Genomic DNA, 23949 nt, shown 5'->3' with positions numbered 1-23949 from the left:
CGCGTGGGCCGGCAGTACCTTGGACTGCGCGCACCCCCGCGCAGCGGCAGGCTGCGCGCAGCCCCGCAGGTCAGCGCGCGGGGCGCAGCTTGACGCCGGGGAAATCCACCGGCACCGCGAGCGCCACGTTCACGTAGTTGGTGAACAGATTGAGCGCCACATGGGCGACGATCTCGACGATGTGCTCGTCGCTCAAGCCGTGGCCTCGCAGCGCCTGCACGTCGGCGGCATCGACCTGGCCGCGTCCGTTGACCAGTTGGAGCGCAAAGCGCAGCACGGCAGCGGTGCGCGGGTCGGCCGATTCGCCCGACTGCGCGGCGGCCAGGTCATCGCCGCTCACGCCCGCCTTGCGGCCCAGCGCCGTGTGGGCGGCCAGGCAGTAGTCGCAGGCATTGCGGTTGGCCACGGCCACGGCGATCTGCTCGCCCAGCGCAGCGCCAATCACGCCGCCACCCAGCGCGCCAAAGGCGGACCACATGCTTTGCAGCGCGGCGGGCGAGTTGGCCACCGCGCGGAACATGTGGGGCGTGGCGCCGAAGGCGCCGTGGATCTGGTCGAGCACCGTGCGCACCGGGCCGGTGGCGGTGGTGCGGTCCACAAGGGCAACGCGGGCAGTGGAGAGGGCGGTAGCGGACATGGTGTTTTCCTTGAAAGTGTTGGCAGGTTGGGTGACCGGCGCCGTTGTGAAGGCCGGGTGCTGAAACACAGCACCTCTGCAGTGTCTTGGGTGGCGTTGCACAATTTGGCATGAATAATCCATAATTCATACCAAATCATCCAAACACCATGAATGCCCTAGACAACTGCACCATGCCCTTGCCAACACCGGCGCCGGCACCCGTGCCGTTTGACCGGTTGTCGTCGCTGCTGGAGCGCTTTCGGGTGCGCGCCCATCTGTTCCACAGTGGGCCGCTGTGCGGCGTCACGCACTTTGCGGCGGCGCCCGGGCGTGGCTTTCTGCATGTGCTGCGGCACGGGGAAATGGTGGTCACCCACCAGCCCCAGGCGGGCCCACCGGAGCGGCTGGAGGTGCGCGAGCCCAGCCTGCTCTTCTATGCCCGGCCGCTGGAGCACTTCTTCCACAACGCGCCCACCGAGGGCTCGGACTTCACCTGCGCCGCACTGGACTTTGACGGCGGCGCCAGCCACCCGCTGGCCCGCGCCCTGCCCCCGCTGGTGCTGCTGCCCCTGGGCAAGGTGGACGGGCTGCAGCAGTCCCTGGACTTGCTGTTTGCCGAAACCGACCGCCTGCGCTGCGGGCACCGCGTGCTGGCCGACCGGCTCTTTGAAGTGGTGCTGCTCCAGCTGTTGCGCTGGCTGCTAGACCACCCCCAGGAGGCAGCCATGCCACCGGGCCTGCTCACGGGCCTGGCCGACTCGCCCCTGGCCCGCGCCCTCACCGCCCTGCACGATGCCCCGGGCCAGCCCTGGAGCCTGGCGCAGATGGCGGCGCAGGCGGGCATGTCGCGCAGCGCGTTTGCTGCGCGCTTCAAGGCGGTGGTGGGCGACACCCCCGCCGACTACCTGGCGCACTGGCGGCTGACGCTGGCGCAGGCCCATCTGCGCAACGGCCGGTCGTTGAAGTCGATTGCCAACGAGCTGGGTTATGCAAACCCCTCGGCGCTGTCGCGCGTGTTTGCGCAGAAGCTGGGCATGTCGCCCCGGGTCTGGCTGGAGGGCCTTGCCGCATAGCCAGCGGGCAAAGCCGATCCCCCTGCCCACCTCGACGCGGAGACCACGGGCCGCCACAATGTCCTGCGCCTGCCGCAAAGCACTTTTTTTAGATTAAAACAGGCCCTGGCGCTTGTACTGATTGCTCAAGCAGCTATTTAATTGATAGCAAAAATTCGCAAATGGATCAGCTGCCGGAAAGGATGCACGCCATGAACGCCGCTCTCACCCAACTGGCTGCCGACTGTGGGCTGGCCAGCGACGCCCAGACCCCGCTGCGCCTCGCGTTTGGCCTGGCCTGTGTGCAGCGCGTGCGCCACCTGCTGGAAGACCCGGAGGCCATCGCGGGCCTGGACACCCTGGCCGCGTTCACGGCAGGCACGGTGGATGCCGCCACGTTGGCCAACGCAGCCGCCCGGCTCAAGGAAGTGGCCTCGCACCACCGGGGCTCGCAGTCGCTGGACGGATCGGCCCATGCCGCCGTGTCTGCCACCTACGCCGTGGCCAACGCGCTGGCGGGCCGGGCGCTGGAGGCCGCCAGCTACGCGGCCTATGCCACGGTGTATGCGTATGGGGGGTATGCGGTGCAAGACCTCTCGGCCTTCGAGCCGGAGCACCGGTGGCAGGTGCTGGCCCTGCAGCGGCTGCTGGGCGATGCACCGCCCGAACAGTCGCCAAAGCCCGTTGCCGCCAGCCAGCCCCGCGCATGAGCCGCCAGCAGATTCCCGCCGCCCTGGCCGCCCCGCTGCGCGTGATCCTGGAGGCCGAGCTGGCGCGGGGCAACACTATCGACGAGGTGGCGGACTGGCCGCCCCAGTGCGAGCTGCTCGTCATCCTGCGCCGCCCGTTCGCAGCAGCCTACCCGACCGGGCCTGGCGTGGAATTCACCGCCATCGAAGACCGGCACTACTGGAAGTCCGAATACAACCTGGATGGCGGCCGGCAGACGCTGGCGTGCGGTTTTGGCTGAGCCGGATGATCAGACGTCGATGGCCGCCGCCGACCCCGCCAGCTTGCGCAGCTCGAACTTCTGGATCTTGCCCGTGCTGGTCTTTGGCAGATCGCCAAACACCACGGCGCGGGGCACCTTGAAGCCCGCCAGGTGCTTCTTGCAATGCGCCACGATGTCTTCGGCCGTGGCCGTGGCCCCGGCCTTCAGCTCGACGAAGGCACACGGCGTTTCGCCCCACTTCGCATCGGGCTTGGCCACCACGGCGGCGGCCAGCACGTCGGGGTGGCGGTAGAGCACGTCTTCGACCTCGATGGACGAGATGTTCTCGCCGCCCGAGATGATGATGTCCTTGCTGCGGTCCTTGATCTTGATGTAGCCGTCGGGGTACTGCACGGCCAGATCGCCGCTGTGGAACCAACCGCCCGCAAACGCCTCGTCGGTGGCCTTGGGGTTCTTGAGGTAGCCCTTCATGGCGATGTTGCCCTTGAACATGATCTCGCCCATGGTTTCGCCGTCCTGCGGCACGGGCAGCATGGTCTCCGGGTCCAGCACGCGCACGTCGCGCTCCAGGTGGTAGCGCACGCCCTGGCGGGCATTGAGGCGGGCGCGTTCGCCGATGTCGAGCGCGTCCCAGGCCTCGTGTTTGGCGCACACGGTGGCGGGGCCGTAGACCTCGGTCAGGCCGTACACGTGGGTCAGGTCGAACCCCATCTTCTCCATGCCCTCGATCATCGAGGCCGGGGGCGCAGCGCCCGCCACCATGGCCTTGACGCCCCCTTGTGCAAGGCTCTGCACACCGGACTTCATTGCATCCGGCGCATTGACCAGCAGGCCGTGCACGATGGGCGCGCCGCAGTAGTGGGTCACGCCATGCTGGCGGATCGCGTCGAAGATGGCCTGGGCGTCCACACGCCGCAGGCAGACGTTGACGCCCGCGCGGGCCGCGATGGTCCAGGGAAAGCACCAGCCGTTGCAGTGGAACATGGGCAAGGTCCACAGGTACACGGCGTGCTTGGGCATGTCCCACTCCAGCACGTTGCTGATGGCGTTGCTGGCCGCGCCCCGGTGGTGGTAGACCACGCCCTTGGGGTTGCCGGTGGTGCCACTGGTATAGTTGAGCGCAATCGCGTCCCACTCGTCGTCGGGCAGCCTCCAGGCAAAAGTCGGGTCACCCATGGCGACAAAGGCTTCGTAGTCCGTGCCGCCCAGGCTCTGCGCGGCAGGGCCGTACAGCGCGTCCTGCACCTCGATCACGCGGATGGGCGTGGTGCCAGTGCGCACGGCCAGCGCCTTGGCCATGGTGCCAGTGAACTCGGGGTCCACGATGACGGCCTTGGCCTCGCCGTGGTCGAGCATGAAGGCAATGGCCTCGGGGTCCAGCCGGGTGTTGAGCGCATTGAGCACGGCGCCTGCCATGGGCACGCCAAAGTGTGCCTCCACCATGGGTGGGGTGTTGGGCAGCATGACGGCCACCGTGTCGTTCTTGCCGATGCCTGCCTGCACCAGGGCACTGGCCAGCTGGCGGCAGCGCGCGTAGGTTGCCCCCCAGGTCTGGCGCAGCGGGCCATGCACGATGGCCAGGCGGTCGGGGTAGACCTCGGCCGTGCGCTCGATGAACGACAGGGGGGACAAGGCAGCGAAGTTGGCTTCGGTGCGAGGCAGGTGCTGGTCAAAGATCGAGGTCATGGGTGGCGGATGTGGGTAAACAGATCACAGACTACCGCCCCAGGCTGACTCAAACCCTTCGGCGGCGACTCTGCTTGACACGGTACATCGCCGCGTCGGCGCTGGCCAGCAGCGTGTGCGCATCCTGGGCATCGCGCGGGAACAGGCCCACGCCAATGCTGGCACGCATGGGCAGCGGCTGGCCTTCGATCTGCAGCGGGGTCTCGAAAGCAAGCTCCAGCTTGGCGGCGATCTGCAAAGCGGCGTCCTCGGAATCCACGTTTTCGCACAGCACGGTGAACTCGTCGCCCGCGAGCCGGGCCACGGTGTCGGCCTGGCGCACGGCACCCACGATGGTGCGGGCCACGGCCTGCAGCACCTGATCGCCCACGGCATGGCCCCATGCGTCGTTGACGGCCTTGAAATCGTCCATATCCACAAACAGCAGGGCACAGTCCCGTCCGCTGCGGCGCGACAGCTCCAGCGCCTGCGCCAGGCGCTGCTCGAACATGCGGCGATTGGGCAGGCCGGTGAGCGCATCGTGGTGCGCCAGATGGGCCATGGCATCGCGGCTGGCGTTGAGCTCCGTCATCTGGCGGCTGATCTGCTGCTCCATGTCCTGAAAGCTGCGCGCCAGCTCGCCCACCTCATCCTCGCGCTGCACGGGCAGCACATCGTGCGAGCGGCCCTGCGTCAGAGCCTGCGTGGCCCGCACCATGGTCTTGAGCGGCTGCGTGACCACGCGCGACACCCACCCCGCCAGTACCACGCCTATAGCGCTCAACACGAGCAGCATCTTGAGGATGCTGTTGCCCAGATTCACCACCTCCCCCTGCACCGCAGCCAGCGGCTGCGAGAGCCCCACCACCATGAACCGCTCTTCTCCCTGGCGCCCGAAAGGCATGCGCACGAACGAGAAGACACGGGCCTCGTCATCGTCAGTGCCAGGCTGGCTGAGGACCACCTCTTCCTGGCGGCCCTCGACCAGTGCAGCCACGGGCGCAAAGCTGTCCTGGATCAGGATCCGTTGGCCCCGGTCGAACCCGAAGGCCTGGCTGGCGTCCGGGTGCACCAGAAAGTCGCCCCAGCGGTTGCTGAGGAAGAAGCCATAGGGCGCGGGCAATGCCGTGTTGAAATTGCGCAAAAACTGCTGCGCCGCCACACGCACCACCACCACGCCACGCACCTGCCCCCCCCGCACCACGGGCGAGGCCATGCTGAACACGGGCAGCGGTTCGGCATCGGCAGCGCCTTCGTGGTTGATGCCGAACTCCGACACGTAGACCTCGCCCGGCGCCAGCGCCAGGGTTTCAAACACAAAGGGGAAGTGGGCCTTCTCCTGCAGTTCTTCCTCGCTGGCACGTATCCAGGCATCGCCCCTGCGGTCAATACGCACCAGCTCCAGGCCAAAGTCCTGCACACCGATGAAGCGGATCTGCTGGTAGCTCGGGTGGGTGATCAGGCTGGCCCGGAATACATCGGCCAGCACGTTCTTGTCCTGCTCGATGGCCGCCACACTGGCCAGAAAGGCCGTATCGCGCGACACGGTGCCGAAACCGGCCTGCATGTGGCGCGCCAGCACCTGCGTGGTGGCCAGCAGCGACTGTTCGGCCCGCCCCTGCAGGCGTACCCGGCTGGAATCAAAGGTGTAGTAGCCCGCCAGAACGGCCGCAAAGACACTGAAGGACGCGAGCAGCACCCCCAGCCGCAGCGCAATGCCCCATTTCATGCGGGTTTTCATGGTTCAGAACCGGTTCGGTCGGTCGCCCGACAGGATGCGCTGCCACAGTTGTGCACGGCGGGCCTCATCTTCCACGGGCTCCAGCCACACGATGGCGCCCGCAGGGGCATCGTCCGACAGCGCGGGCGGCTCGTCGAGCGTGTTGGCCAGCCCCTGGCGCCGGGTCAACTCGCGGCTGACGGAAGGATCGAGCATGTAGTTGATCCACTCGGTGGCCAGCGCCACCTGGGTGGACCGGCGGGTGATGGCCCAGCAGTCCAGCCAGGCCAGCGCGCCTTCGCGCGGCACCACATAACCCACATCCAACCCCGCATCCCGCAATTGCTTGAGCTGCTGCTGGCCGTAGTTGGCATGCATGACCGCGATGCGGTGTTTGCGAAACAGCTCCAGCGACTCTTCGGGCAGGCTGTAAAACGAGCGCACGTTGCGGCGCAAGGCCACCAGCTCCTTCGCCAGAGGTCCAAACTGCGCAGCGGGGATCTGGAACGGCGGGAGCCCCCGGTGCATCGCCGCCAGGGAAAAGCCATGGCTGCTGCCATCAAACGCCAGCACGCGGCCCCGCCAGCGGGGGTCCCACAGCACGGCGATGGAGTTGGGGGGCGTGCTGATCTGCTGGCGGTCGTAGATGAGCCCCATCTCGGAATAGGTGTAGGGCATCGCGTACACGTCCGTGCCCTGGGCAATGCCCGCGATGGCATGCAGTTGCCGAAAGCGTGGCAGCTGGCGCCCGGTGTTTGGAATGTTGTGTATGGGCAACGGTGCAAGCAGGCGGCGGGCCACCAGCCGCGAAATTTCGGCCGTGTTGGCGGCCACCAGGTCAAAACCGGCCCCCTGTGGGTTGGCCAGCTTGGCACGCAACACGTCGTCAGAAGCGACGGTGGTGATCTCCACCTTGGCGCCATGGCGCTTCTCGAACACCGCCACGATATCGGGGTCGGCATACCCAGGCCAGGACAGCACACGCAGCACCGGCGCCGCCTGCGCGGCCGTTGGCCACAGGCCTGCCGCCGCCAGCGGCAGCAGCACAGCCACATCCCGGCGCCGCAGCATGTGCTGCGCCGAAGTGCCCGTCCCACCCACCGCCTGCTGCCGCCACGTGACTGCCATACCGAAAGCCCCGCTTCTGCAATATCTGGTAACAAATAGTTTACGCGGACAATAGGCGGTGTGACGATCCCACAGTCTTTCATTCAGGAACTGCTCGCCCGCGTCGACGTGGTCGACATCGTGGGCCGCTACGTGCAGCTGAAGAAAGGCGGCGCCAATTTCATGGGGCTATGCCCCTTCCACGGCGAAAAATCTCCGTCTTTCAGCGTCAGCCCCGCCAAGCAGTTCTATCACTGCTTTGGCTGCGGCCAAAACGGCAACGCCATCAGCTTCTTGATGGAGCACGCGGGCATGGGCTTCGTCGAGGCGGTGCAGGACCTGGCCCAGCAGGTGGGCCTGCAGGTGCCCGACGACGACATCTCTCCCCAGGAGAAAGAGCGCGCCGCCGCCGCGCGCCAGAAGCAGGCCACGCTGACCGATGTGCTGGAGAAGGCGGGCGATGCCTACCGCCGCCAGTTGCGCGAGTCGCAGCGCGCCATTGCCTATTTCAAGGCCCGGGGCGTTTCGGGTGCGGTGGCCAAGCGCTACGGCCTGGGCTATGCCCCCGAAGGCTGGCGCAGCCTGGCCAGCGTGTTCCCGCACTACGACGACCCGCTGCTGGAAGAAAGCGGCCTGGTCATCGTGGGCGAAGACGGGCAGGACAAGCGCTATGACCGCTTTCGCGACCGGGTGATGTTCCCCATCCGCAACGTCAAGGGCGAATGCATCGGCTTTGGCGGCCGCGTGCTGGGCGACGACAAGCCCAAATACCTGAACTCTCCCGAAACCCCTGTGTTCCACAAGGGCCGCGAGCTGTACGGCCTGTTCGAGGCCCGTACCCCCATCCGCGAGCATGGCTACGCGCTGGTCACCGAAGGCTACATGGATGTGGTGGCGCTGGCGCAGCTGGGCTTTCCGAACGCGGTGGCCACGCTGGGCACGGCCTGCACGCCCGAGCATGTACAAAAACTGCTGCGCTTTACCGAATCGGTGGTGTTCAGCTTCGACGGAGACGCCGCCGGCCGGCGCGCCGCGCGCAAGGCGCTGGACGGCGCCCTGCCCCACGCCACCGACACGCGCAGCATCAAGTTTCTGTTTCTGCCGGCCGAGCACGACCCGGACAGCTTCATCCGCGAGCACGGCACCGATGCCTTTGCCCGGCACGTGAGCGAGGCTGTGCCGCTCAGCCGCTTCCTGGTCGAATCGGCCAGCGACGGCTGCGACCTGGCCACGGCCGAGGGCCGCGCCCACATGGCCAGCAACGCGCGCCCGTTGTGGTCAGCCCTGCCCGACGGCGTGCTCAAGCGCCAGGTGCTGGGCGAGCTGGCGGACCTGACCCAGCTCAAGGCGCAGGACCTGGCAGACCTGTGGGGCCAGGCCACGGCGCGCGAGGCACCGCGGTCCTCCTACTCCGGCCACACCAGCGCAGGTAGTGCGCCAGCCCGGCAGGCCCCCGCTGCCTATGATCACGAGCCGCCGTCCTGGGACGCCCCGCCCGACGCCGGCACATGGCCGCCGCAGGGGGAACCGGGCGGAGGATATGACGGCGGTGGCAACGGGAGCGGTGGCCATGGCAGCAGCTACGGCAACAAGCCCCCGTTCCGCAAGGGCGGCGACTGGAAGAGCAACTGGAAAAAAAGGGACAAGGACGCCCCCTGGCCACCCCAGCCCCGCCTGCCACGCACGCCCACCGCCAGTCGCACCGACCATGCCGCGCGCCTGCTGCTGTCGCATATGGCCTTTCTGGAAGAGCTGACCCACGACGACCACGCAACCCTGTGTGCGCTGCAACCACCCCACGGCCCGCTTTTTGGCTGGCTGGAGGCGCAGTTTCACGAACACGGCCCCCTGGCCTGGGCCGTGCTGCGCGAGAGCCTGCGCGAGCACGAGTGCGAGGCGCTGGCCGTGAAGGTGATGACGGGCTCGCACGCCCAAACCGAAGGCGACCTGCAGGAGCTGCGCACGGAACTGCGGGACCTGCTCAGCCGCATGCAGATCGAAGACATCGAGGAGCAGCAAAAACTGCTGATGCTGCAAGCCGCCACGGACCCGACCGCCCTGGAGCGCTACCGTGCGCTGGAACAAAAACGCAGGGTTTTGCTGGGAGTGGCTGTCAAGGCCGCTTGAAATCCCATCAAGCGGTATAATGTAGGGTTAGTTAGCGGCAAGAGCGACAGCAGCACCTCCGAACCGGGCCACCGTGACAAACGCGCACAACCAGCCCAACCATCGCAAGGACTGCACACCAAATGATCGCCCAGACATCTTGCCCCTGAGGGCCTCCCCTCAAAGCGCGAAGCCCTTGTAGCTTTGCGTTGCCACCCGCGCCGGGACCTGAGGCGCTTGCGTTTTCTTTGTGTCCGTTTTTGATCCTGAGGTTGTTCCATGCCCGCTCAAAAGTCCGCGAAGCCATCCAAGTCTGCTCCAGGCCCTGCCGCAAAGGCTGTCTCCAAAACCGCTGCCAAAGCCCCGGCCAAGGCTGCTCCGAAAAAAGCCGCCGCCGCGCCCGCCCCGGTTGCCAAGAAAGTGAAAACTGTGCCTGTGAAAAGTTCTGCCGAGCTGACAAAAGCTGCTGATGAATTGCTGAAGAAGAAGCCCGCAACCGCCAAGGCGGCCGCATCGGACGACGACGAGACCCCCAAGAAGCGCCCCGGCCGTCCTGCCAAGGCCGCAGGTGCCGCAGACGCCAAGGCTGCCCCCGCCAAACGTGGCCGCAAGCCCAAGGCTGCGGCTGCTGGTGGTGACGAAGGCGGCGACGATACCGACCTGTCCGACATCGAAGCCGACCTGGAAGGTGAAGTCGAAGAGACCACCGAAACCGCAGCCACGGTCGAGAAGGTCAAGCCCCTGCGCATGAAGATCAGCAAGGCGAAGGAACGCGCCTTGATGAAGGAATTCGGCCTGGACGAGACCGTCCTGTCCGAAGAAGACATGGCCAAGCGCCGTGCGCGCCTGAAGGCACTGATCAAGCTGGGCAAGACCCGCGGCTACCTCACGCACGTTGAAATCAACGACCACTTGCCCGACAAGCTGGTCGACGCCGAAACCCTCGAAGCCGTCATCACCACGCTGAACGACCTGGGCGTGGCGGTGTACGAGCAGACGCCCGACGCCGAAGCGCTGATCATCACGGACAACGCCCCCGCCGGCGCCACCGAAGAAGAAGCCGAAGAAGCCGCCGAAGCCGCCCTGTCCACCGTGGACTCGGAATTCGGCCGTACCACCGACCCGGTTCGCATGTACATGCGTGAAATGGGCACCGTGGAGCTGCTGACCCGCGAAGGCGAAATCGAGATCGCCAAGCGCATCGAAGGCGGGCTGATGGCCATGATGGAGGCGATCAGCGCATCGCCCGCCACCATCGCCGAGATCCTGAACATGGGCGAAGACATCCGCGAGGGAAAGGTCGTCATCTCGACCATCGTGGACGGCTTCTCCAACCCCAACGAGGCCGACGACTATGTGGCCGAAGAAGACTTCGACGAATTCGACGAAGCCGATGACGACGACGGCAAAGGCGGCTCCAAGGCGCTGACCAAGAAGCTCGAAGAACTCAAGAAGCAGGCGCTGGAGCGCTTTGACAAGCTGCGCGAGCTGTTCGAAAAAGTGCACAAGGTGTACGACAAGGAAGGCTACGGCACGCCCGCCTACGTCAAGGCGCAAGCCGCTTTGTCGGCCGAGCTGATGACCATCCGCTTCACCGCCAAGACCATCGAGAAGCTGTGCGACATGGTGCGCGGTCAGGTGGACGACGTGCGCAAGAAGGAGCGCGAGCTGCGCCGCATCATCGTGGACAAGTGCGGCATGCCGCAGGAAACCTTCATCAAGGACTTCCCGCCCAACCTCTTGAACCTGCAGTGGGTCGAGAAGCAGGCCAACGCCGGCAAGCCCTGGTCGTCCATCATTGCGCGCAACATCCCGCCCATCCAGGACCTGCAGCAAAAGCTGATGGACCTGCAGTCGCGCGTGGTGGTGCCGCTGACCGAGCTCAAGGGCATCAACAAGCGCATGAACGAGGGTGAAGCCACCTCGCGCGATGCCAAGAAGGAAATGATCGAGGCCAACCTGCGCCTCGTGATCTCCATCGCCAAGAAGTACACGAACCGCGGCCTGCAGTTCCTCGATCTGATCCAGGAAGGCAACATCGGCCTGATGAAGGCGGTGGACAAGTTCGAATACCGCCGCGGCTACAAGTTCTCGACCTACGCCACGTGGTGGATCCGCCAGGCCATCACCCGCTCGATCGCCGACCAGGCGCGCACCATCCGCATCCCGGTGCACATGATCGAGACGATCAACAAGATGAACCGCATCAGCCGCCAGCACTTGCAAGAGTTCGGCTTCGAGCCCGATGCGTCCATCCTGGCGGCCAAGATGGAGATCCCGGAAGACAAGATCCGCAAGATCATGAAGATCGCCAAGGAGCCGATCTCCATGGAAACGCCGATCGGCGACGACGACGACAGCCACCTGGGCGATTTCATCGAGGACGGTGCCAACACCGCCCCCATCGAAGCCGCGATGCAGGCCGGCCTGCGCGACGTGGTCAAGGACATCCTGGATGGCCTCACGCCCCGCGAAGCCAAGGTGCTGCGCATGCGCTTCGGTATCGAGATGACCAGCGACCACACGCTGGAAGAAGTGGGCAAGCAGTTTGACGTGACCCGCGAACGCATCCGCCAGATTGAAGCCAAGGCGCTGCGCAAATTGAAGCACCCCTCGCGCTCGGACAAGCTGCGCAGCTTCATCGACTCGCTGTAATTCCGGCGCTGCCCACGACACGCTGAATCCATACAGCCGTTCAGCCCGACGTCCTGCCCCGCCATTGCGGAGCAGGGCGTTTTTCATGGCGGGCCACGCGGGCCGGGCGTGTTTACCCTGATACTCTCGACAGCAGACTGACAGCTTGGATGGTGACCATTGCCATCACATTCCATCAAGAATGGGGAGACTTCCATGCAGCAGTATCCACCGCCCCTTCTGGGAGTCTGTCGGACTTGGAGTGTCGAACGCGAAAACCGTAGGTTTCACCAAAATTGGCCACAGCGAGGACAGTTTTTTGCCGGATTTGCATCCCCATAGCCCGGCTATGGGGCAAAAAGACGATGGAAAAATGGACCGCTGCGGTCAATTTTCAGCCGACGATTTCTAAGTCCGACAGGCTCCTGGAAACGGTTGCGCAACGAAGTCGGCCGTGCTGTCCGGTTGCGTGAAGGACATGCTTCCCATCCCTGTGTTTTCACGAGGTACACCATGACCCCCATTGACCGCCGCAAGGCACTCGCCCACGCTGTGCTCGCAGCAACGGCGTGGACCACATTCACCCCGGCCGCCTGGTCACAAGCCAACCCCACGGCAGGCCGTGCCGCTCCAGCCAAGCTCCCCAAACTGGCGGGCACCCTGCGCATCGTGATCCCCGCCAACCCGGGCGGTGGCTGGGACCAGACGGGCCGGGCGCTGGGCGCAGCCCTCGCCGCCGTGGGTGCGGCGGACCAGATTGAGTACGAAAACATCGGCGGCAAGGGCGGAACCATTGGCCTGGCCAAGTACGCCGAGAAATACGGCAACGATGCCAACACCCTGCTGATGGGCGGCATGGTGATGGTGGGCGCAGTGGCGCTGCAAAAGCCCGCTGTGGACATGACCCACATACAACCCCTGGCACGGCTCACCAGTGACTACCTGGTGGCAGCCGTGGCAGCCAAGTCCCCCATCAAGAACACCAAGGATCTGGCCGACGCCATGCGCGCCGACCTGCGCGCCCTGCCGGTGGCCGGCGGCTCGGCTGGCGGGGTGGACCACATCTTCGCCGGGGTGCTGGCCCGAGCATCCAAGGCCAAGCCAGAAGACCTGGTCTACAAGCCTTTCCCCGGCGGCTCCGAAGTGGTGGATGCCCTGGTGTCTGGCAGTGCGGCCATGGGGCTGTCGGGCTACAGCGAATTCAGCGATGCGATTGCGGCGGGCAAGCTGCGCGCCATCGGGGTGTCGTCCCGCCGCAGCGCCTTCGGCCTGCCCTCCTTTCGCGAGCAGGGGCTGGACGCCACCATGGCCAACTGGCGGGGCGTGTTCACCGGCAAGGGGGTGCCAGCCTCCCGCATGGCCGAGATGCTGGCCGCCGTGGAGGCCGCCACCGCCCATGAATCCTGGCTGCGCACGCTCAAAAGCAATCGTTGGGAACCCTCTTGGCTGACGGGCAAGGATTTGGCAGAGTTCATGGAACTGGACCTCACCACGGCGCGCGTCATGGTGTACCTGCTCAAGCTGAAGGCTTGAACCACTCCCTGAGTCGCTTCGCGCTGCTGCGCTTGTTCACTCCAGGGGAATTCCGCCTCTAAGGAGCCGCTGATGAAAATGTCCAACCACTCCATCGGCGCACGCATGGCGACCGCGCTGGGCCTGGTGCTTGCGCTGCTGCTGGGCGCCGCGCTGTTCGGCATCGCGGCCCTGTACCGCAGCCTGGGGACCTACGAGACCACGGTGCAGGAGCGCGTAGCCCAGGAACGCGCGGTGAGCCGTATGGAAAATGAGTTCAAGACCCAGGTGCAGGAGTGGAAAAACACCCTGCTGCGGGGTGAGGATTCGCGCAAGCGCGAGCTGCACTGGGCGGCGTTCCAGGCCAGTGAGAAGCGCGTGGCCGACGCCGCCAAGGCGCTGGAACCCCAACTGACCGACGCCCAGGAAAAGGCGGCGCTGCAGAAATTCACCCAGGCCCACGCCCAGATGGCGCAGGGCTACCGCAAGGGTTTTGAAGTGTTCCAGTCGCTCGGCTTCGTGCCCTCTGCGGGTGACGCGGACGTGGCCGACATCGACCAGGGCCCTGCCAAGCTGCTCACCGCACTGAGCGAGCAGGTGGCCGCCAGCAGTGCGGCCATTGCCGAACAGGCGGCGCTGAATGCGCGGCGTGCACTCATCAGCAGCCTGGTGGCACTGGCACTGGTCACCGCCCTGGGCGGCTGCGCGGGCTGGCTGCTCACGCGGTCGGTGGTGCGCCCGCTGCGGGTAGCGGTCTCGGTGGCGAACAAGGTGGCGGCGGGCGATCTGACCACGACCATTCTGGTCGACGGCAAGGACGAACCCGCGCGGCTGCTGGAAGCCCTGCGCACCATGCAGGAAAACCTGGAAAACGTGGTGTCGGGCGTGCGCAGCAACGCCGAGGGCGTGGCCAGTGCCAGCGCCGAAATTGCCCAAGGGAACGTGGACCTGAGCATGCGCACCGAAGAGCAGGCATCGTCGCTGGACGAAACCACGTCTTCGATGCAGCAGCTGCAGGCCACCGTGCAGCAGAACGCATCCAACGCCCAACGCGCCAGCGAGCTGGCCCGCAATGGCGCATCGGTGGCCCAGCGCGGGGGCGACGTGGTGACGCAGATGGTGACGGTGGTCCAGGGTATCCAGGACAGCTCGCGCCGCATTTCCGACATCATTGGCGTTATCGACAGCATCGCTTTTCAGACCAACATCCTGGCGCTCAACGCCGCCGTAGAGGCTGCGCGCGCAGGCGAGCAGGGGCGCGGCTTTGCCGTGGTGGCCAGCGAGGTGCGCAACCTGGCCACCCGCAGCGCCAGCGCCGCGCGCGAGATCAAGGCACTGATCCAGACGAGCGTGGAGCGCGTGCAGGCCGGCTCCGACCTCGCCCGCAATGCGGGCAGCACCATGGGCGAAGTCGTTTCCTCGATCCAGGGCGTGAGCACGCTCATGGACGAGATCAGCCAGGCCAGCGCCGCTCAGACCTCCGACATGCTGCGCGTCACCCAGGCCATTGTGCGCATGGACGAAACCACCCAGCAAAACGCCGCGCTGGTGGAAGAAAGTGCTGCCGCAGCCGGCAGCCTGAGCGGCCAGGCCCGCCAACTGGTGGAGGCCGTGGAGGTGTTCCGCCTGCGCGGCAGCCACCGCACCCTGGCACTGCCACCTGCGGCACATTGAATGCGTACCAGGGATGTACAAACCTGGTTGCTACATTTTATATAGCAACAAAACGATACCCAAAAAGCGCTAGGCACCAATTTTTTTAGTTTTCCAGTGCTGAAACGGAGGATCTCTCCCATCCATGGACCTGGGCACCGCCGACGAAACTGGCGCAGCCCAGGCGCAGGACGCCCGGCCAGGGCCCCCGCAGCGAAGCGAGAGCGGGGAAAGGCGCGCAGCGCCCCAGATATGGGGATGTTCTCTAATCTATCTTGAGCCCGGACTGCTTGACCAGCTTGGCCATGCGCGCCACTTCGGTCCGAAAGAAGGCCGTGGTCGCCTCAGGGGTGGTGCCTTGCAGCTGGTAGCCCTGCGCCAGCAAGGCATCTCGTGCCTCCGGCACCGCCAGGGTGGCACGCACCGCCTGGTACACCCGTTCCGTTTCCGCCTTGGGCAAGCCCGCCGGCCCCACCACGGCCACCCAGCCGTCCAATGCGTACTGCGCCAGCCCCTGTTCGGCGATGGTGGGCAGGTCGGGCAACAGCGCTGAGCGCGTGGTGGACGACAGCCCGATGGCCTTCAGCGTCCCAGCCTTCACATGCGGCACGGCCACGGCCACCGCGATGAACGCCAGCTGGATCTGCCCGCCCAGCACATCGGCCGTCAGCGGCCCCATGCCCCGGTAGGGAATGTGCTTGATGTCCACCTGCGCTTCGTGCACGAACATTTCCGCAGCAAGGTGCAGGATGGTCCCGTTGCCGGACGATCCATAGTTGAGCGCCCCGGGCTGCGCCTTGGCCAGCGCGATGAGTTCGCGCACGTTCCTCGCGGCCACCGAGGGATGTGCCACCAGCACGAAGGGCGTGGCGCCAATCACCGTGATGGGCGTGATGTCGTCCACCGCGTCGTAGGGAATGTTCTTGAACACGCTGGGGTTGACCACGTGGTTGTTGGACACCATGCCCAGCGCCGACCCGTCCTTGGTGCCCTTGACGATCATCGACGTACCAGTGATGCCCCCCGCGCCGGGAAAGTTCTCCACCACCACCGGGCGCCCCAGCGCCTTGCCCAGGCTGGGCCCCAAGGCGCGGGCCACGCCGTCCACCCCCGAGCCTGCGCTCACAGGCAGGATCATGCGGACCGGACGGTCGGCTGCCTGGGCCCAGGCAGCCGAGGGCACTGTTGCGCTACCGGCGAGGCTGGCCAGGGCAGCCAGCAGCGCGCTGCGCCGCCGCAGACCCGGGGGTTGCAACGGGCTTGCAGGGAGGAAGGCAGGGAGTGGGCTGTCGTGGTGCATGGCGTTTGTCTCCGTCGTTGTATTCATTCATCGAATGCCAGGCGCAGATCTCCACAGGGAGATGCCGGGTTCTTCAACCCGCTCAGGCCACGGCATGCTTTTGTTGCAGGGCCCGCACCTCTTCGGGTGTGTAGCCCAGCTCTTCCATCAGCGCTGCGGTGTGCTGCCCCAGCACCGGCGGCTGCAGGCGCACGCCCAGCCGCTTGCCATCCATGCGCAGCGGGAACAGCGTGGTGCGTGCGGTCTGCCCGGCCCGTTCGCCATCGGGCAGGGTGATGTCGGCCAGGCCCCCCGTGGCGTTCAGGTGCGGGTCGTCAAACAGCTGCTCGGGCCGTGAAATAGGTGCAAAGGGCAGCCCGTGTTTCTCAAAGACCGCCGCCAGCTCGGCAGCGCTGTAGGCAGCCAGGCGCTGGCGCAGGTCGGGCATCAGCGTGGCACGGGCGCGCACGCGGTCGTTGTTCGTGGCCAGTAGCGGGTGGGCCTTGAGGTCGGAAAACCCCATGGCGTCGCAAAAAGTGGTCCATTGCGCATCGCTCACCGCAGCCAGGAAAATCTGCTCGCCATCCTTCACGCTGAACACGTCGTACAGCGCCCACGACGAAATGCGGTCGGGCATGGGGGCCGCCGGTTTGCCGGTGACTGCGTACTGCATCATGTGCTGGCCGACCAGGAACACGTTGTTCTCGAACAGGGCGGAGTCCACCTCCTGCCCGCGCCCCGTGATGCCACGCTGCATGAGGGCCGCCATGGCACCGATGGCACCGAACATGCCGCCCATGATGTCGTTCACGCTGCTGCCGGCGCGCAACGGATCGCCCGGCCGCCCCGTCATGTAGGCCAGGCCTCCCATCATCTGCACCACCTCGTCGAGCGCCGTGCGGTGCTCGTACGGGCCAGGCAGAAAACCAGTGTGGTTCACATAGATGAGGCGCGGGTTCAGCGGGCTCAGGGCCGCGTAGTCCAGCCCGTACTTGGTCATCACGCCGGGTTTGAAGTTCTGCGCCACCACGTCGGCCGAGGCGGCCAGCTTGCGCGCCACCTCCAGCCCCTCGGGGCTGCGCAGGTCGAGTGCGATGCTCTTCTTGTTGCGGTTGAACATGGGGAAAAAGCCCGCGCCCGCGCCCAGCAGGTGGCGCGTGCGGTCGCCGTCCACGGGCTCGACCTTGATGACCTCGGCGCCCAGGTCGGCCAGCACCATGCCGCAGGTGGGGCCCATGACCATGTGGGTGAACTCCACCACACGCAGGCCTTCGAGCGGCAGGCGGGGGGACGAGGGTGCGGGTGGTGTGTCGTTCATGTTCGGAGAATGGATAAGAAGATCAGGCCGTTGCTGCCTCTCGCAGCACGGTGCGTGCGGCATTCTGCGGCAGCCCGGCCTGCCACAGCGTTCCGTGCAGGGTCTCGCCTTCCAGCCAGCCGGCCACGCGCTGGCGCAGCGCCAGCAACGCGGTCACGTCGATGCCGGTGGCAACGCCCATGCGCTCCAGCATGAACACCAGGTCCTCGGTGGTGACATTGCCGCTGGCGCCCGGCGCATGCGGGCAGCCGCCAATGCCGGCCAGGCAGGCGTCAAAACGCGTGATGCCCACCTGCCACGCGGCGTAGGCGTTGGCCAGCCCCATGCCACGGGTGTCGTGGAAATGCGCGCACCACAGGCGGTCGCCCACCAGCGCGCGGGCCTTCTCGAACAGGCGGGCCACCCAGGCCGGGTCGGCATAGCCCACGGTGTCGGCCAGGCTCACGCGGTCGGCCCCGGCATCCAGCAGGGCCTGCATCAGGCGCAGCACCTCACTCTCGGGCACCTCGCCCTGCAGCGTGCAGCCAAAGGCCGTGCCCACGCCCCCCTCGATCAGGCAGCGGCTGCCGCTGGCGTCGCGCAGCGCACGGATGCGGGCCACCTCGGCCACCACCGCATCGGGTGTCTTGCGCAGGTTGGCCAGGCTGTGGGCATGGCTGGCAGACAAGGGCACCACCATCAGGCCAGCACCACATTCGAGCGCGCGCTCGGCGCCTTTGTAGTTGGGCACCAGCACTGAGGCCAGCAGGCCCGGCAGGGTTTTGGCATGCGCCAGCACTTCGGCGGTGTCCGCCAGCTGGGGCAACAGGCGGGCGGGCACGAAGGAGCCCACTTCGATCTCGCGCTGGCCTGCAGCGTAGGCAGCGTTGATCCATTCGATCTTGTGCGCGGTGGACACCAGGGTGGCGATGCTCTGCAGGCCATCGCGCAAGCCCACTTCGCGCACCACGGCCCGAGCGGAGGCGCCATCGGGCGCGGCGTGGGTCGCGGGAAAAACAGAGAGTGTGCTCACAGGTCGTCTCCGGCTGGGTGTGTTCTTGGGGTCATTCTAGAAATTCCAGAAAGAATCAGAAAATACATCTCGGAAGCCATATGATTCCCAAACGGAATATCACACCCATTCCGTCGAAAGGGATGTCATGCGCGATCTCGACCTGCAAACCCTGCGGCTTTTTGCCGCCGTGTGCGAGCAGCGCAGCATTGCGCGCGTGGCCGAGCAGGAATCGATCGTTGGCTCGGCCATCAGCAAGCGGCTGGCCCAGCTGGAGGACACGGTGGGCACAGCTCTGCTGGTGCGCAAACGGCGCGGCGTGGTTCCGACCCCGGCGGGGGAAACGCTCCTGGAGCACGCGCGCACCATGCTGGCCAGCGTGGGCCAGATCGAGCGCGACATGGCCGCCTATGCCACCGGCACGCGGGGCCATGTGCGCATGCTGGTCACCGCGTCGGTCATGGCCGAATCGCTGGCCGACGATGTGGCAGCCTTTCTGCAAGACCCGGCGCACCGCGACATCCAGGTGAGCCTGGAGGAGCGCGTGAGCCCGGACGTGGTGCAGGGCATCCGCGACGGCAGCGCCTCCATCGGCATCTGCTGGGACGCGGCCGACCTCACGGGCCTGGAAACCTGCGCCTACCGCACCGACCACCTGGCCGTGGTGGCCCATGCGCTGCACCCGGCGGCCCAGCACCAGAGCGTGCGTTTTGCCGACGTGCTGGACCATGAGTTCGTCAGCATGCCCGCGCTGAGCGCGGTGCAGGTGCTGCTGGCGCGTGCTGCAGCCGTGGAGGGAAAAATGCTGGCGCACCGGGTGCTGGTGTCCAACTTCGACGCGGCCCTGCGGGTGGTGCGCGCCAACCTGGCCATCAGCGTCGTGCCGCGCGAAGTGGCCCTTCCCTTTGCGCAAACCGCCCCCGTTCGGGTGATTCCGCTGAGCGATCCATGGGCCCAGCGGCGTTTTGCCATCTGCTACCGCAGCGCCCAGATGCTGGCCCCCGCCGCACAGTTGCTGGTCAGCCACCTGGCGGGGCTGGGCCGCCAGGAATGACTGACTCCAACCGTGGCCCTGCTGCAACAGTTTGACTTGTAACACGGGTTTTTCGGGGCGTAGCGCATGTGTGGTGTGCGTTCTGAGCTACTAAACTTGTAGCAAAATGGGTTCCGCGCTATAGTCTCAGCGCATCAGCGGGCCCGGCATTCGCCCACCCGAATGAAAATTTGATCCAACACTTGCGCGAGGAGAAGCGTCCATGAGCTCCAAAGAAAATGCCGCCATCAACCAGTTGTTCGAGCGGCTCGAATGCCGTTACGCACTGCGCGTGCTGTGGGCCCTGAAGGACGGCCACCCCCAGACGTTCCGCCTGCTGCAGGACAGCGTGGGGGGCATCACCCCCAACACGCTCAACACCCGCATCAAGGAACTGCGCGAAGCCGGTTTTGTAGACCACGGCAGCGATGGTTACACCGTCACCCCTTCGGGCGCCGACCTGCTCAAGCGCCTGTCGGACGTGCAAGCCTTCGCCACCCGCTGGGTCGCTGGTCGCGCCAAAAAGGCCTGAAGCCACACCGCTGCTCCACCCTGGGAAAAGCCCCGCCGGACCTCCGAGCAGGGCTTTCGTTAAAATAGGGGTCAAAAATGCTTCTGACGCTTGTCTATCAAGCGCAGATAGCTATATTTTTAATAGCAAACAAGGAATTTCATCCATGGCATTGACCACCACCGCATCCGGCCTGCAATACGAAGACACCACCGTGGGCGAAGGCGCCGAAGCCACCAAGGGCCAGAACGTGTCGGTGCACTACACCGGCTGGCTGTACAACAACGGCGAGCAAGGTGCCAAGTTCGACTCCAGCCGCGACCGCAACGACCCCTTCGAGTTCTCGCTGGGCGGCGGCATGGTCATCAAGGGCTGGGACGAAGGCGTGCAGGGCATGAAGATCGGTGGCCAGCGCACCTTGATCATTCCTGCCGCCCTGGGCTATGGCGCCCGCGGCGCAGGCGGCGTGATCCCGCCGAATGCCACGCTGAAGTTCGATGTGGAACTGCTGAAGGTCGGCCGCTAAGGCCTGCAGCTCCGGCCAGTTTGGGCCAGGGGATCAAAAAAGGCGGCTACCAAGCCGCCTTTTTCATTGCTGCGCGGCGGAGGGAAGCCTCCTCCTCGCCAGCAATCGGCTCCCACGCATCAATCAAAAAGCGCCTTGTCGAGCCGTGCGAACTTCGCATCCCCCACGGCCTCCCGGATCTTCGGGGCCAGCGTCGCCAGGTCCTCGAAGCTACCCGCCCCTTCCACGGCCAGATTCAACCGGAATCCCCGCAAGCCCATGCCCGCCGTCAATTCAGTGGCAATCGGATAGGCCGCTTCATAACGCTCTTTCGGTGTGCGCCCGGAACCCTCCACGGGAGATGCCACCGTGCCCAGATCCATGGCAGCCGCTGCCGATGCATCTGCCTCTGAAACGGGCTGGCTGGCCGCAGACGCAGGCAAGGAGTGCCCCGCCAGTGGCGCCAGCAACCCCTGGGCAATCATGGCCTGAACATCGTCCTGCGTGATGCCCATGGCGGCCGTGGCCGCCAGAATCTCGCCCGTGGAACGTTTTCCGTCAAAAAGAATGAAAGCCGAGCGCTGGCGCGAACTGAGGCTGCCGCGCCGATCCTTGAGCGCTTCTTGCCCTGCCGGCGTTTTGACGAGAACCATGAATCTCCTTGAACTGAAACGGAACAACAGGGGAATGCAGCAGGACAACCCTACGGCCAACGAGCCCCTGGAAGCCCAGATTCTCACGTTTGTACACCATTGGTCATCAGGGTTTACGCACAACCACGGCGACCTCGCGCGCAAGGCGCACGTTTATCACGCGATCTTGTGCCCGCTACATCTCGGACCGGATGCGCGGCAGATCCGGTGCGGGCCGCGTCAACCAGCTCACCACCACCGCCACCGCCAGCCCGGTCGGCACGCCAAACACGCCGGCCGAGATGGGCTGGATGCCAAGCCAGAGCCCGTCCGCCAGCATCCAACTGGGCAGCGCGCGCATGGCGGACACATGCGAAAGCATGTAGTACACGGCCACGCCAAGCCCCGCCACCATGCCGGCCACCGCGCCCTGCCGCGTGGTGCCGCGCCAGAAGATGCCCAGCACCATCACCGGCACAAAAGCCGATGCGGCCAGCGAGAACGACGCCGACACCATGGGCAGAATCTCGGAGGGTTTGAGCGCCGCGACAAAAGCCGCCGACAAGGCCACCGCCAGCAAGGCGAACTTGCTCAGAATCACACGCTGCTCGGGCGAGGCCTCGCGTTTGGCATCCTGAAAATACAGATCGCGGACCAGGGCATTGCTGATGGTGAGCAAAAGCCCATCGGCGGTAGACAGCGCCGCCGCCAACCCACCCGCCGCCACCAGGCCGGAGACCACATAGGGCAGCCCCCCCAGTTCTGGCGTGGCCAGCATGATGAGGTCGGCCCCCAGCCGGATCTCGCCAAACTGCACGATTCCGTCGCCATTCACATCTTCCACCGACAGCAGCGAGGCATCGACACGCGCCCACTGGGCCATCCAGTTGGGCAAGGCCTCGAAACTGCTGCCCACGAGGTTCTGCATGACCTCGAACTTCACCAGCACCGCCAGCGCCGGCGCGCTCAGGTACAACAAGGCGATGAAGAACAGCGACCATGCCACCGAAGCACGCGCCGCCGACACCGTGGGCGATGTGTAGTAGCGGGTGAGCAGGTGCGGCAGGCCCGCCGTGCCCACCATCAGGCAGAACATGAGCGCCAGGAAATTGCGGCGCGTCAGCTCGTATTCGCGCTGTTCCTCGGGCGTGCCTTGCGGGTCGCCCACATACGCCTGGCTGTGCAAGGGCAAGCCGCCCAGGGGACGGGCGCGTTCGTAGTTCTCGCGCATCTCGCGGGTCCAGCGTTCGCGGGCCGCTGCGGCATCGCGCGGCAGGGCCGCCAGCTCGCGGCTGGCCGAGACGATCAGGCCCACATCGGCGTTCTGGGTGCGCAGCGCACGAATGCGCTCGCGCCCTTTCTCGCGCTCACGCTCCAGGGCGCCCTCCACATCACGCAGCCGGGCCTCGAAATCCTGGGCGCGCCGCAGGTAGGTCTGCACCACCTGGTGCTCTGCAGGGGAGTCGAGCAACTGCGCCTCCAGATCAGCGATCTTGCTGATCTGCTCGCCATAAACCAGCGGTGCCAGCGGGTTGCCAAGCTGCTTGTAGGCCAGCCAGGACACCGGGATCAGGAAGGCCAGCAGCAGCACCACATACTGCGCCACCTGTGTCCAGGTGATGGCGCGCATGCCCCCCAGAAACGAGCACAGCAGGACCCCGCCCAGGCCGAGCATGATGCCGATCTCGAACTGCACGCCAGTCAGGCGCGAGGCAATCAGCCCAACGCCATAGATCTGCGCCACCACATACGTGAAAGAACACAGCACGGCGGCCAGCGCAGCAATCATGCGCGGCCACCGGCCGCCAAAGCGCACATGGAAAAAATCGGGCACGGTGTACAGGCCCATGGCGCGCAAGTGCGGTGCAATCAGCATCGCCACCAGGCAGAAACCACCCGTCCACCCCAGCAGATAGGCCAGCCCTCCGGCCTGCCCCGGCGTGCCCGAAAAGCCCTGCAGGTAGAGCGCCCCCGACAGGCTGATGAACGACGCGGCACTCATCCAGTCTGCCGCCGCCGCCATACCGTTGTACATGGGCGGAATGCGCCGGCCAGCCACGTAGTATTCCTCCGGGTCGGTGGTGCGGCCATAAACGCCGATACCCGCGTAGACCATCACCGTGAGGAACAGGAAAATAGGGCCGATCCAGTGCCGCGAGAGCCCCTGGTGCTCCGCCCAGGTCATCAGTGCCAGGAAGGCCAGCACCCCCGCTACGTACAGCGCAAAGATGCGGTGCAGCCGCCACAGATAGGCCCGGTCTGCGCCAGAAGAAATGTGGTCAGCCATGGGAGCGAGACGCATCGCCCGGGACCACTTCAGCAGCGGCCGTGGCTGCACGGTGCTCTGCGTCCTGGCGCTCGAACCGGTTCATGGCCCAGCCATAAGCCACCACGATACCGATGAACACCAGCACTGCCCCCTGGGCCGCGATCCAGTAGCCCAAAGGCCAGCCCCCAAAAACCAGCACCTGCAGGTCTCTGGCGAAATAGGTGGCACCAAACGATACCAGCGCCCACAACAGCAGCAAGCCGGCCTTGAGCTTCAGGTGCCGCACATCGTGCAGATCGGGCGGGAACGGGCCCGCCATTTCGGCATCTGCAGAACGTGGGGGCTGCTGCGTCGGCGCTTGCATCACGGGCACGGCATCACGGACGCTGTG

The 23949-nt window shown here is 65.9% G+C and carries 20 protein-coding genes; 10 read left to right on the top strand and 10 right to left on the bottom strand.

Annotated elements, in window-relative coordinates; translation table 11 throughout:
• Window positions 1–70: 70 nt before the first annotated feature.
• Window positions 71–637: a carboxymuconolactone decarboxylase family protein gene (locus ARADN35_RS0116850; RefSeq protein ID WP_029414112.1), complete on the bottom strand. Its 567-nt coding sequence runs from the start codon at window positions 635–637 to the stop codon at window positions 71–73.
• A 149-nt stretch (window positions 638–786) separates the two neighbouring features.
• Between ARADN35_RS0116850 and ARADN35_RS0116845 the strand changes: the two genes are divergently transcribed.
• The 3 genes from ARADN35_RS0116845 to ARADN35_RS0116835 all read left to right on the top strand — a co-directional run bounded on the left by ARADN35_RS0116845 (window position 787) and on the right by ARADN35_RS0116835 (window position 2641).
• Window positions 787–1692, top strand: coding sequence for a helix-turn-helix transcriptional regulator (locus ARADN35_RS0116845; RefSeq protein ID WP_010464124.1), 906 nt, complete (start codon window positions 787–789; stop codon window positions 1690–1692).
• A 191-nt stretch (window positions 1693–1883) separates the two neighbouring features.
• The gene (locus ARADN35_RS0116840) at window positions 1884–2381 is read left to right on the top strand and encodes a hypothetical protein (protein WP_010464123.1); all 498 of its coding nucleotides are present in this window, start codon (window positions 1884–1886) and stop codon (window positions 2379–2381) included.
• Window positions 2378–2641: a hypothetical protein gene (locus ARADN35_RS0116835; protein ID WP_010464122.1), complete on the top strand. Its 264-nt coding sequence runs from the start codon at window positions 2378–2380 to the stop codon at window positions 2639–2641. Before ARADN35_RS0116840 ends, ARADN35_RS0116835 begins: the two co-directional genes overlap by 4 nt.
• Before the next feature lie 9 nt (window positions 2642–2650).
• Here ARADN35_RS0116835 and ARADN35_RS0116830 read toward each other — a convergent pair whose 3' ends face one another.
• The 3 genes from ARADN35_RS0116830 to ARADN35_RS0116820 are packed head-to-tail and all read right to left on the bottom strand — an operon-like array spanning window position 2651 to window position 7136.
• Window positions 2651–4309 (bottom strand): acyl-CoA synthetase, encoded by a 1659-nt coding sequence (locus ARADN35_RS0116830; protein ID WP_010464120.1) that lies wholly within the window; start codon window positions 4307–4309, stop codon window positions 2651–2653.
• Window positions 4310–4358: 49 nt separating this feature from the next.
• Complete coding sequence (locus ARADN35_RS0116825) at window positions 4359–6029, bottom strand: GGDEF domain-containing protein (RefSeq protein WP_029414110.1); 1671 nt, start codon at window positions 6027–6029, stop codon at window positions 4359–4361.
• A gap of 3 nt (window positions 6030–6032) precedes the next feature.
• Complete coding sequence (locus ARADN35_RS0116820) at window positions 6033–7136, bottom strand: ABC transporter substrate-binding protein (RefSeq protein ID WP_010464118.1); 1104 nt, start codon at window positions 7134–7136, stop codon at window positions 6033–6035.
• Window positions 7137–7196: 60 nt separating this feature from the next.
• On the opposite strand from ARADN35_RS0116820, the gene dnaG reads away from it, so the two are divergent.
• From dnaG to ARADN35_RS0116800, 4 genes are all read left to right on the top strand, one after another.
• Entirely contained in the window at window positions 7197–9242 is a 2046-nt protein-coding gene (gene dnaG / locus ARADN35_RS0116815; protein ID WP_010464116.1) for a DNA primase, read from the top strand.
• 258 nt (window positions 9243–9500) lie between these two features.
• A complete protein-coding gene (gene rpoD / locus ARADN35_RS0116810) occupies window positions 9501–11876 on the top strand; it encodes an RNA polymerase sigma factor RpoD (RefSeq protein ID WP_029414108.1) in 2376 nt (791 codons plus the stop codon).
• A gap of 492 nt (window positions 11877–12368) precedes the next feature.
• Window positions 12369–13388: a Bug family tripartite tricarboxylate transporter substrate binding protein gene (locus ARADN35_RS0116805; protein ID WP_010464105.1), complete on the top strand. Its 1020-nt coding sequence runs from the start codon at window positions 12369–12371 to the stop codon at window positions 13386–13388.
• 72 nt (window positions 13389–13460) lie between these two features.
• Entirely contained in the window at window positions 13461–15041 is a 1581-nt protein-coding gene (locus ARADN35_RS0116800; protein WP_010464103.1) for a methyl-accepting chemotaxis protein, read from the top strand.
• Window positions 15042–15285: 244 nt separating this feature from the next.
• Here the strand turns inward: ARADN35_RS0116800 and ARADN35_RS0116795 are convergent, their stop codons facing one another.
• From ARADN35_RS0116795 to ARADN35_RS0116785, 3 genes are all read right to left on the bottom strand, one after another.
• Complete coding sequence (locus ARADN35_RS0116795; protein WP_010464102.1) at window positions 15286–16320, bottom strand: tripartite tricarboxylate transporter substrate binding protein; 1035 nt, start codon at window positions 16318–16320, stop codon at window positions 15286–15288.
• Window positions 16321–16402: 82 nt separating this feature from the next.
• A complete protein-coding gene (locus ARADN35_RS0116790) occupies window positions 16403–17617 on the bottom strand; it encodes a CaiB/BaiF CoA transferase family protein (protein ID WP_010464101.1) in 1215 nt (404 codons plus the stop codon).
• Window positions 17618–17639: 22 nt separating this feature from the next.
• Window positions 17640–18629, bottom strand: coding sequence for a hydroxymethylglutaryl-CoA lyase (locus ARADN35_RS0116785; RefSeq protein ID WP_050812534.1), 990 nt, complete (start codon window positions 18627–18629; stop codon window positions 17640–17642).
• Between the two features lie 127 nt (window positions 18630–18756).
• Here ARADN35_RS0116785 and ARADN35_RS0116780 point away from each other — a divergent pair, with 127 nt between their 5' ends.
• The 3 genes from ARADN35_RS0116780 (at window position 18757) to ARADN35_RS0116770 (ending at window position 20678) form a co-directional block, all read left to right on the top strand.
• Entirely contained in the window at window positions 18757–19662 is a 906-nt protein-coding gene (locus ARADN35_RS0116780; protein WP_010464098.1) for a LysR family transcriptional regulator, read from the top strand.
• 202 nt (window positions 19663–19864) lie between these two features.
• The gene (locus tag ARADN35_RS0116775) at window positions 19865–20173 is read left to right on the top strand and encodes a winged helix-turn-helix transcriptional regulator (RefSeq protein WP_010464095.1); all 309 of its coding nucleotides are present in this window, start codon (window positions 19865–19867) and stop codon (window positions 20171–20173) included.
• A gap of 145 nt (window positions 20174–20318) precedes the next feature.
• Window positions 20319–20678, top strand: a complete 360-nt coding sequence (locus ARADN35_RS0116770; protein WP_010464094.1) for an FKBP-type peptidyl-prolyl cis-trans isomerase — start codon at window positions 20319–20321, stop codon at window positions 20676–20678.
• Window positions 20679–20797: 119 nt separating this feature from the next.
• On the opposite strand, the gene ARADN35_RS0116765 is transcribed toward ARADN35_RS0116770, so the two are convergent.
• The 3 genes from ARADN35_RS0116765 to ARADN35_RS26515 all read right to left on the bottom strand — a co-directional run bounded on the left by ARADN35_RS0116765 (window position 20798) and on the right by ARADN35_RS26515 (window position 23922).
• Entirely contained in the window at window positions 20798–21310 is a 513-nt protein-coding gene (locus ARADN35_RS0116765) for a hypothetical protein (protein ID WP_010464092.1), read from the bottom strand.
• Window positions 21311–21485: 175 nt separating this feature from the next.
• The gene (locus ARADN35_RS0116760) at window positions 21486–23576 is read right to left on the bottom strand and encodes a VC_2705 family sodium/solute symporter (protein WP_010464090.1); all 2091 of its coding nucleotides are present in this window, start codon (window positions 23574–23576) and stop codon (window positions 21486–21488) included.
• Window positions 23569–23922, bottom strand: coding sequence for a DUF4212 domain-containing protein (locus ARADN35_RS26515; RefSeq protein ID WP_010464087.1), 354 nt, complete (start codon window positions 23920–23922; stop codon window positions 23569–23571). The genes ARADN35_RS0116760 and ARADN35_RS26515 overlap by 8 nt, the downstream gene beginning before the upstream one ends.
• Window positions 23923–23949 lie beyond the last annotated feature (27 nt).

The sequence above is a fragment of the Acidovorax radicis N35 genome (assembly GCF_000204195.1).
Lineage (GTDB): Bacteria > Pseudomonadota > Gammaproteobacteria > Burkholderiales > Burkholderiaceae_C > Acidovorax > Acidovorax radicis.
Note: the sequence above shows the minus strand (reverse complement) of the source record. Positions and strands in the feature narration are given on the sequence as shown.

Coding starts and splice junctions, on each gene's coding strand:
- ARADN35_RS0116850 (WP_029414112.1), bottom strand. CDS start 637: ATGTCCGCTACCGCCCTCTCCACTGCCCGCGTTGCCCTTGTGGACCGC.
- ARADN35_RS0116845 (WP_010464124.1), top strand. CDS start 787: ATGAATGCCCTAGACAACTGCACCATGCCCTTGCCAACACCGGCGCCG.
- ARADN35_RS0116840 (WP_010464123.1), top strand. CDS start 1,884: ATGAACGCCGCTCTCACCCAACTGGCTGCCGACTGTGGGCTGGCCAGC.
- ARADN35_RS0116835 (WP_010464122.1), top strand. CDS start 2,378: ATGAGCCGCCAGCAGATTCCCGCCGCCCTGGCCGCCCCGCTGCGCGTG.
- ARADN35_RS0116830 (WP_010464120.1), bottom strand. CDS start 4,309: ATGACCTCGATCTTTGACCAGCACCTGCCTCGCACCGAAGCCAACTTC.
- ARADN35_RS0116825 (WP_029414110.1), bottom strand. CDS start 6,029: ATGAAAACCCGCATGAAATGGGGCATTGCGCTGCGGCTGGGGGTGCTG.
- ARADN35_RS0116820 (WP_010464118.1), bottom strand. CDS start 7,136: ATGGCAGTCACGTGGCGGCAGCAGGCGGTGGGTGGGACGGGCACTTCG.
- rpoD (WP_029414108.1), top strand. CDS start 9,501: ATGCCCGCTCAAAAGTCCGCGAAGCCATCCAAGTCTGCTCCAGGCCCT.
- ARADN35_RS0116805 (WP_010464105.1), top strand. CDS start 12,369: ATGACCCCCATTGACCGCCGCAAGGCACTCGCCCACGCTGTGCTCGCA.
- ARADN35_RS0116800 (WP_010464103.1), top strand. CDS start 13,461: ATGAAAATGTCCAACCACTCCATCGGCGCACGCATGGCGACCGCGCTG.
- ARADN35_RS0116795 (WP_010464102.1), bottom strand. CDS start 16,320: ATGCACCACGACAGCCCACTCCCTGCCTTCCTCCCTGCAAGCCCGTTG.
- ARADN35_RS0116790 (WP_010464101.1), bottom strand. CDS start 17,617: ATGAACGACACACCACCCGCACCCTCGTCCCCCCGCCTGCCGCTCGAA.
- ARADN35_RS0116780 (WP_010464098.1), top strand. CDS start 18,757: ATGCGCGATCTCGACCTGCAAACCCTGCGGCTTTTTGCCGCCGTGTGC.
- ARADN35_RS0116775 (WP_010464095.1), top strand. CDS start 19,865: ATGAGCTCCAAAGAAAATGCCGCCATCAACCAGTTGTTCGAGCGGCTC.
- ARADN35_RS0116770 (WP_010464094.1), top strand. CDS start 20,319: ATGGCATTGACCACCACCGCATCCGGCCTGCAATACGAAGACACCACC.
- ARADN35_RS0116765 (WP_010464092.1), bottom strand. CDS start 21,310: ATGGTTCTCGTCAAAACGCCGGCAGGGCAAGAAGCGCTCAAGGATCGG.
- ARADN35_RS0116760 (WP_010464090.1), bottom strand. CDS start 23,576: ATGGCTGACCACATTTCTTCTGGCGCAGACCGGGCCTATCTGTGGCGG.
- ARADN35_RS26515 (WP_010464087.1), bottom strand. CDS start 23,922: ATGCAAGCGCCGACGCAGCAGCCCCCACGTTCTGCAGATGCCGAAATG.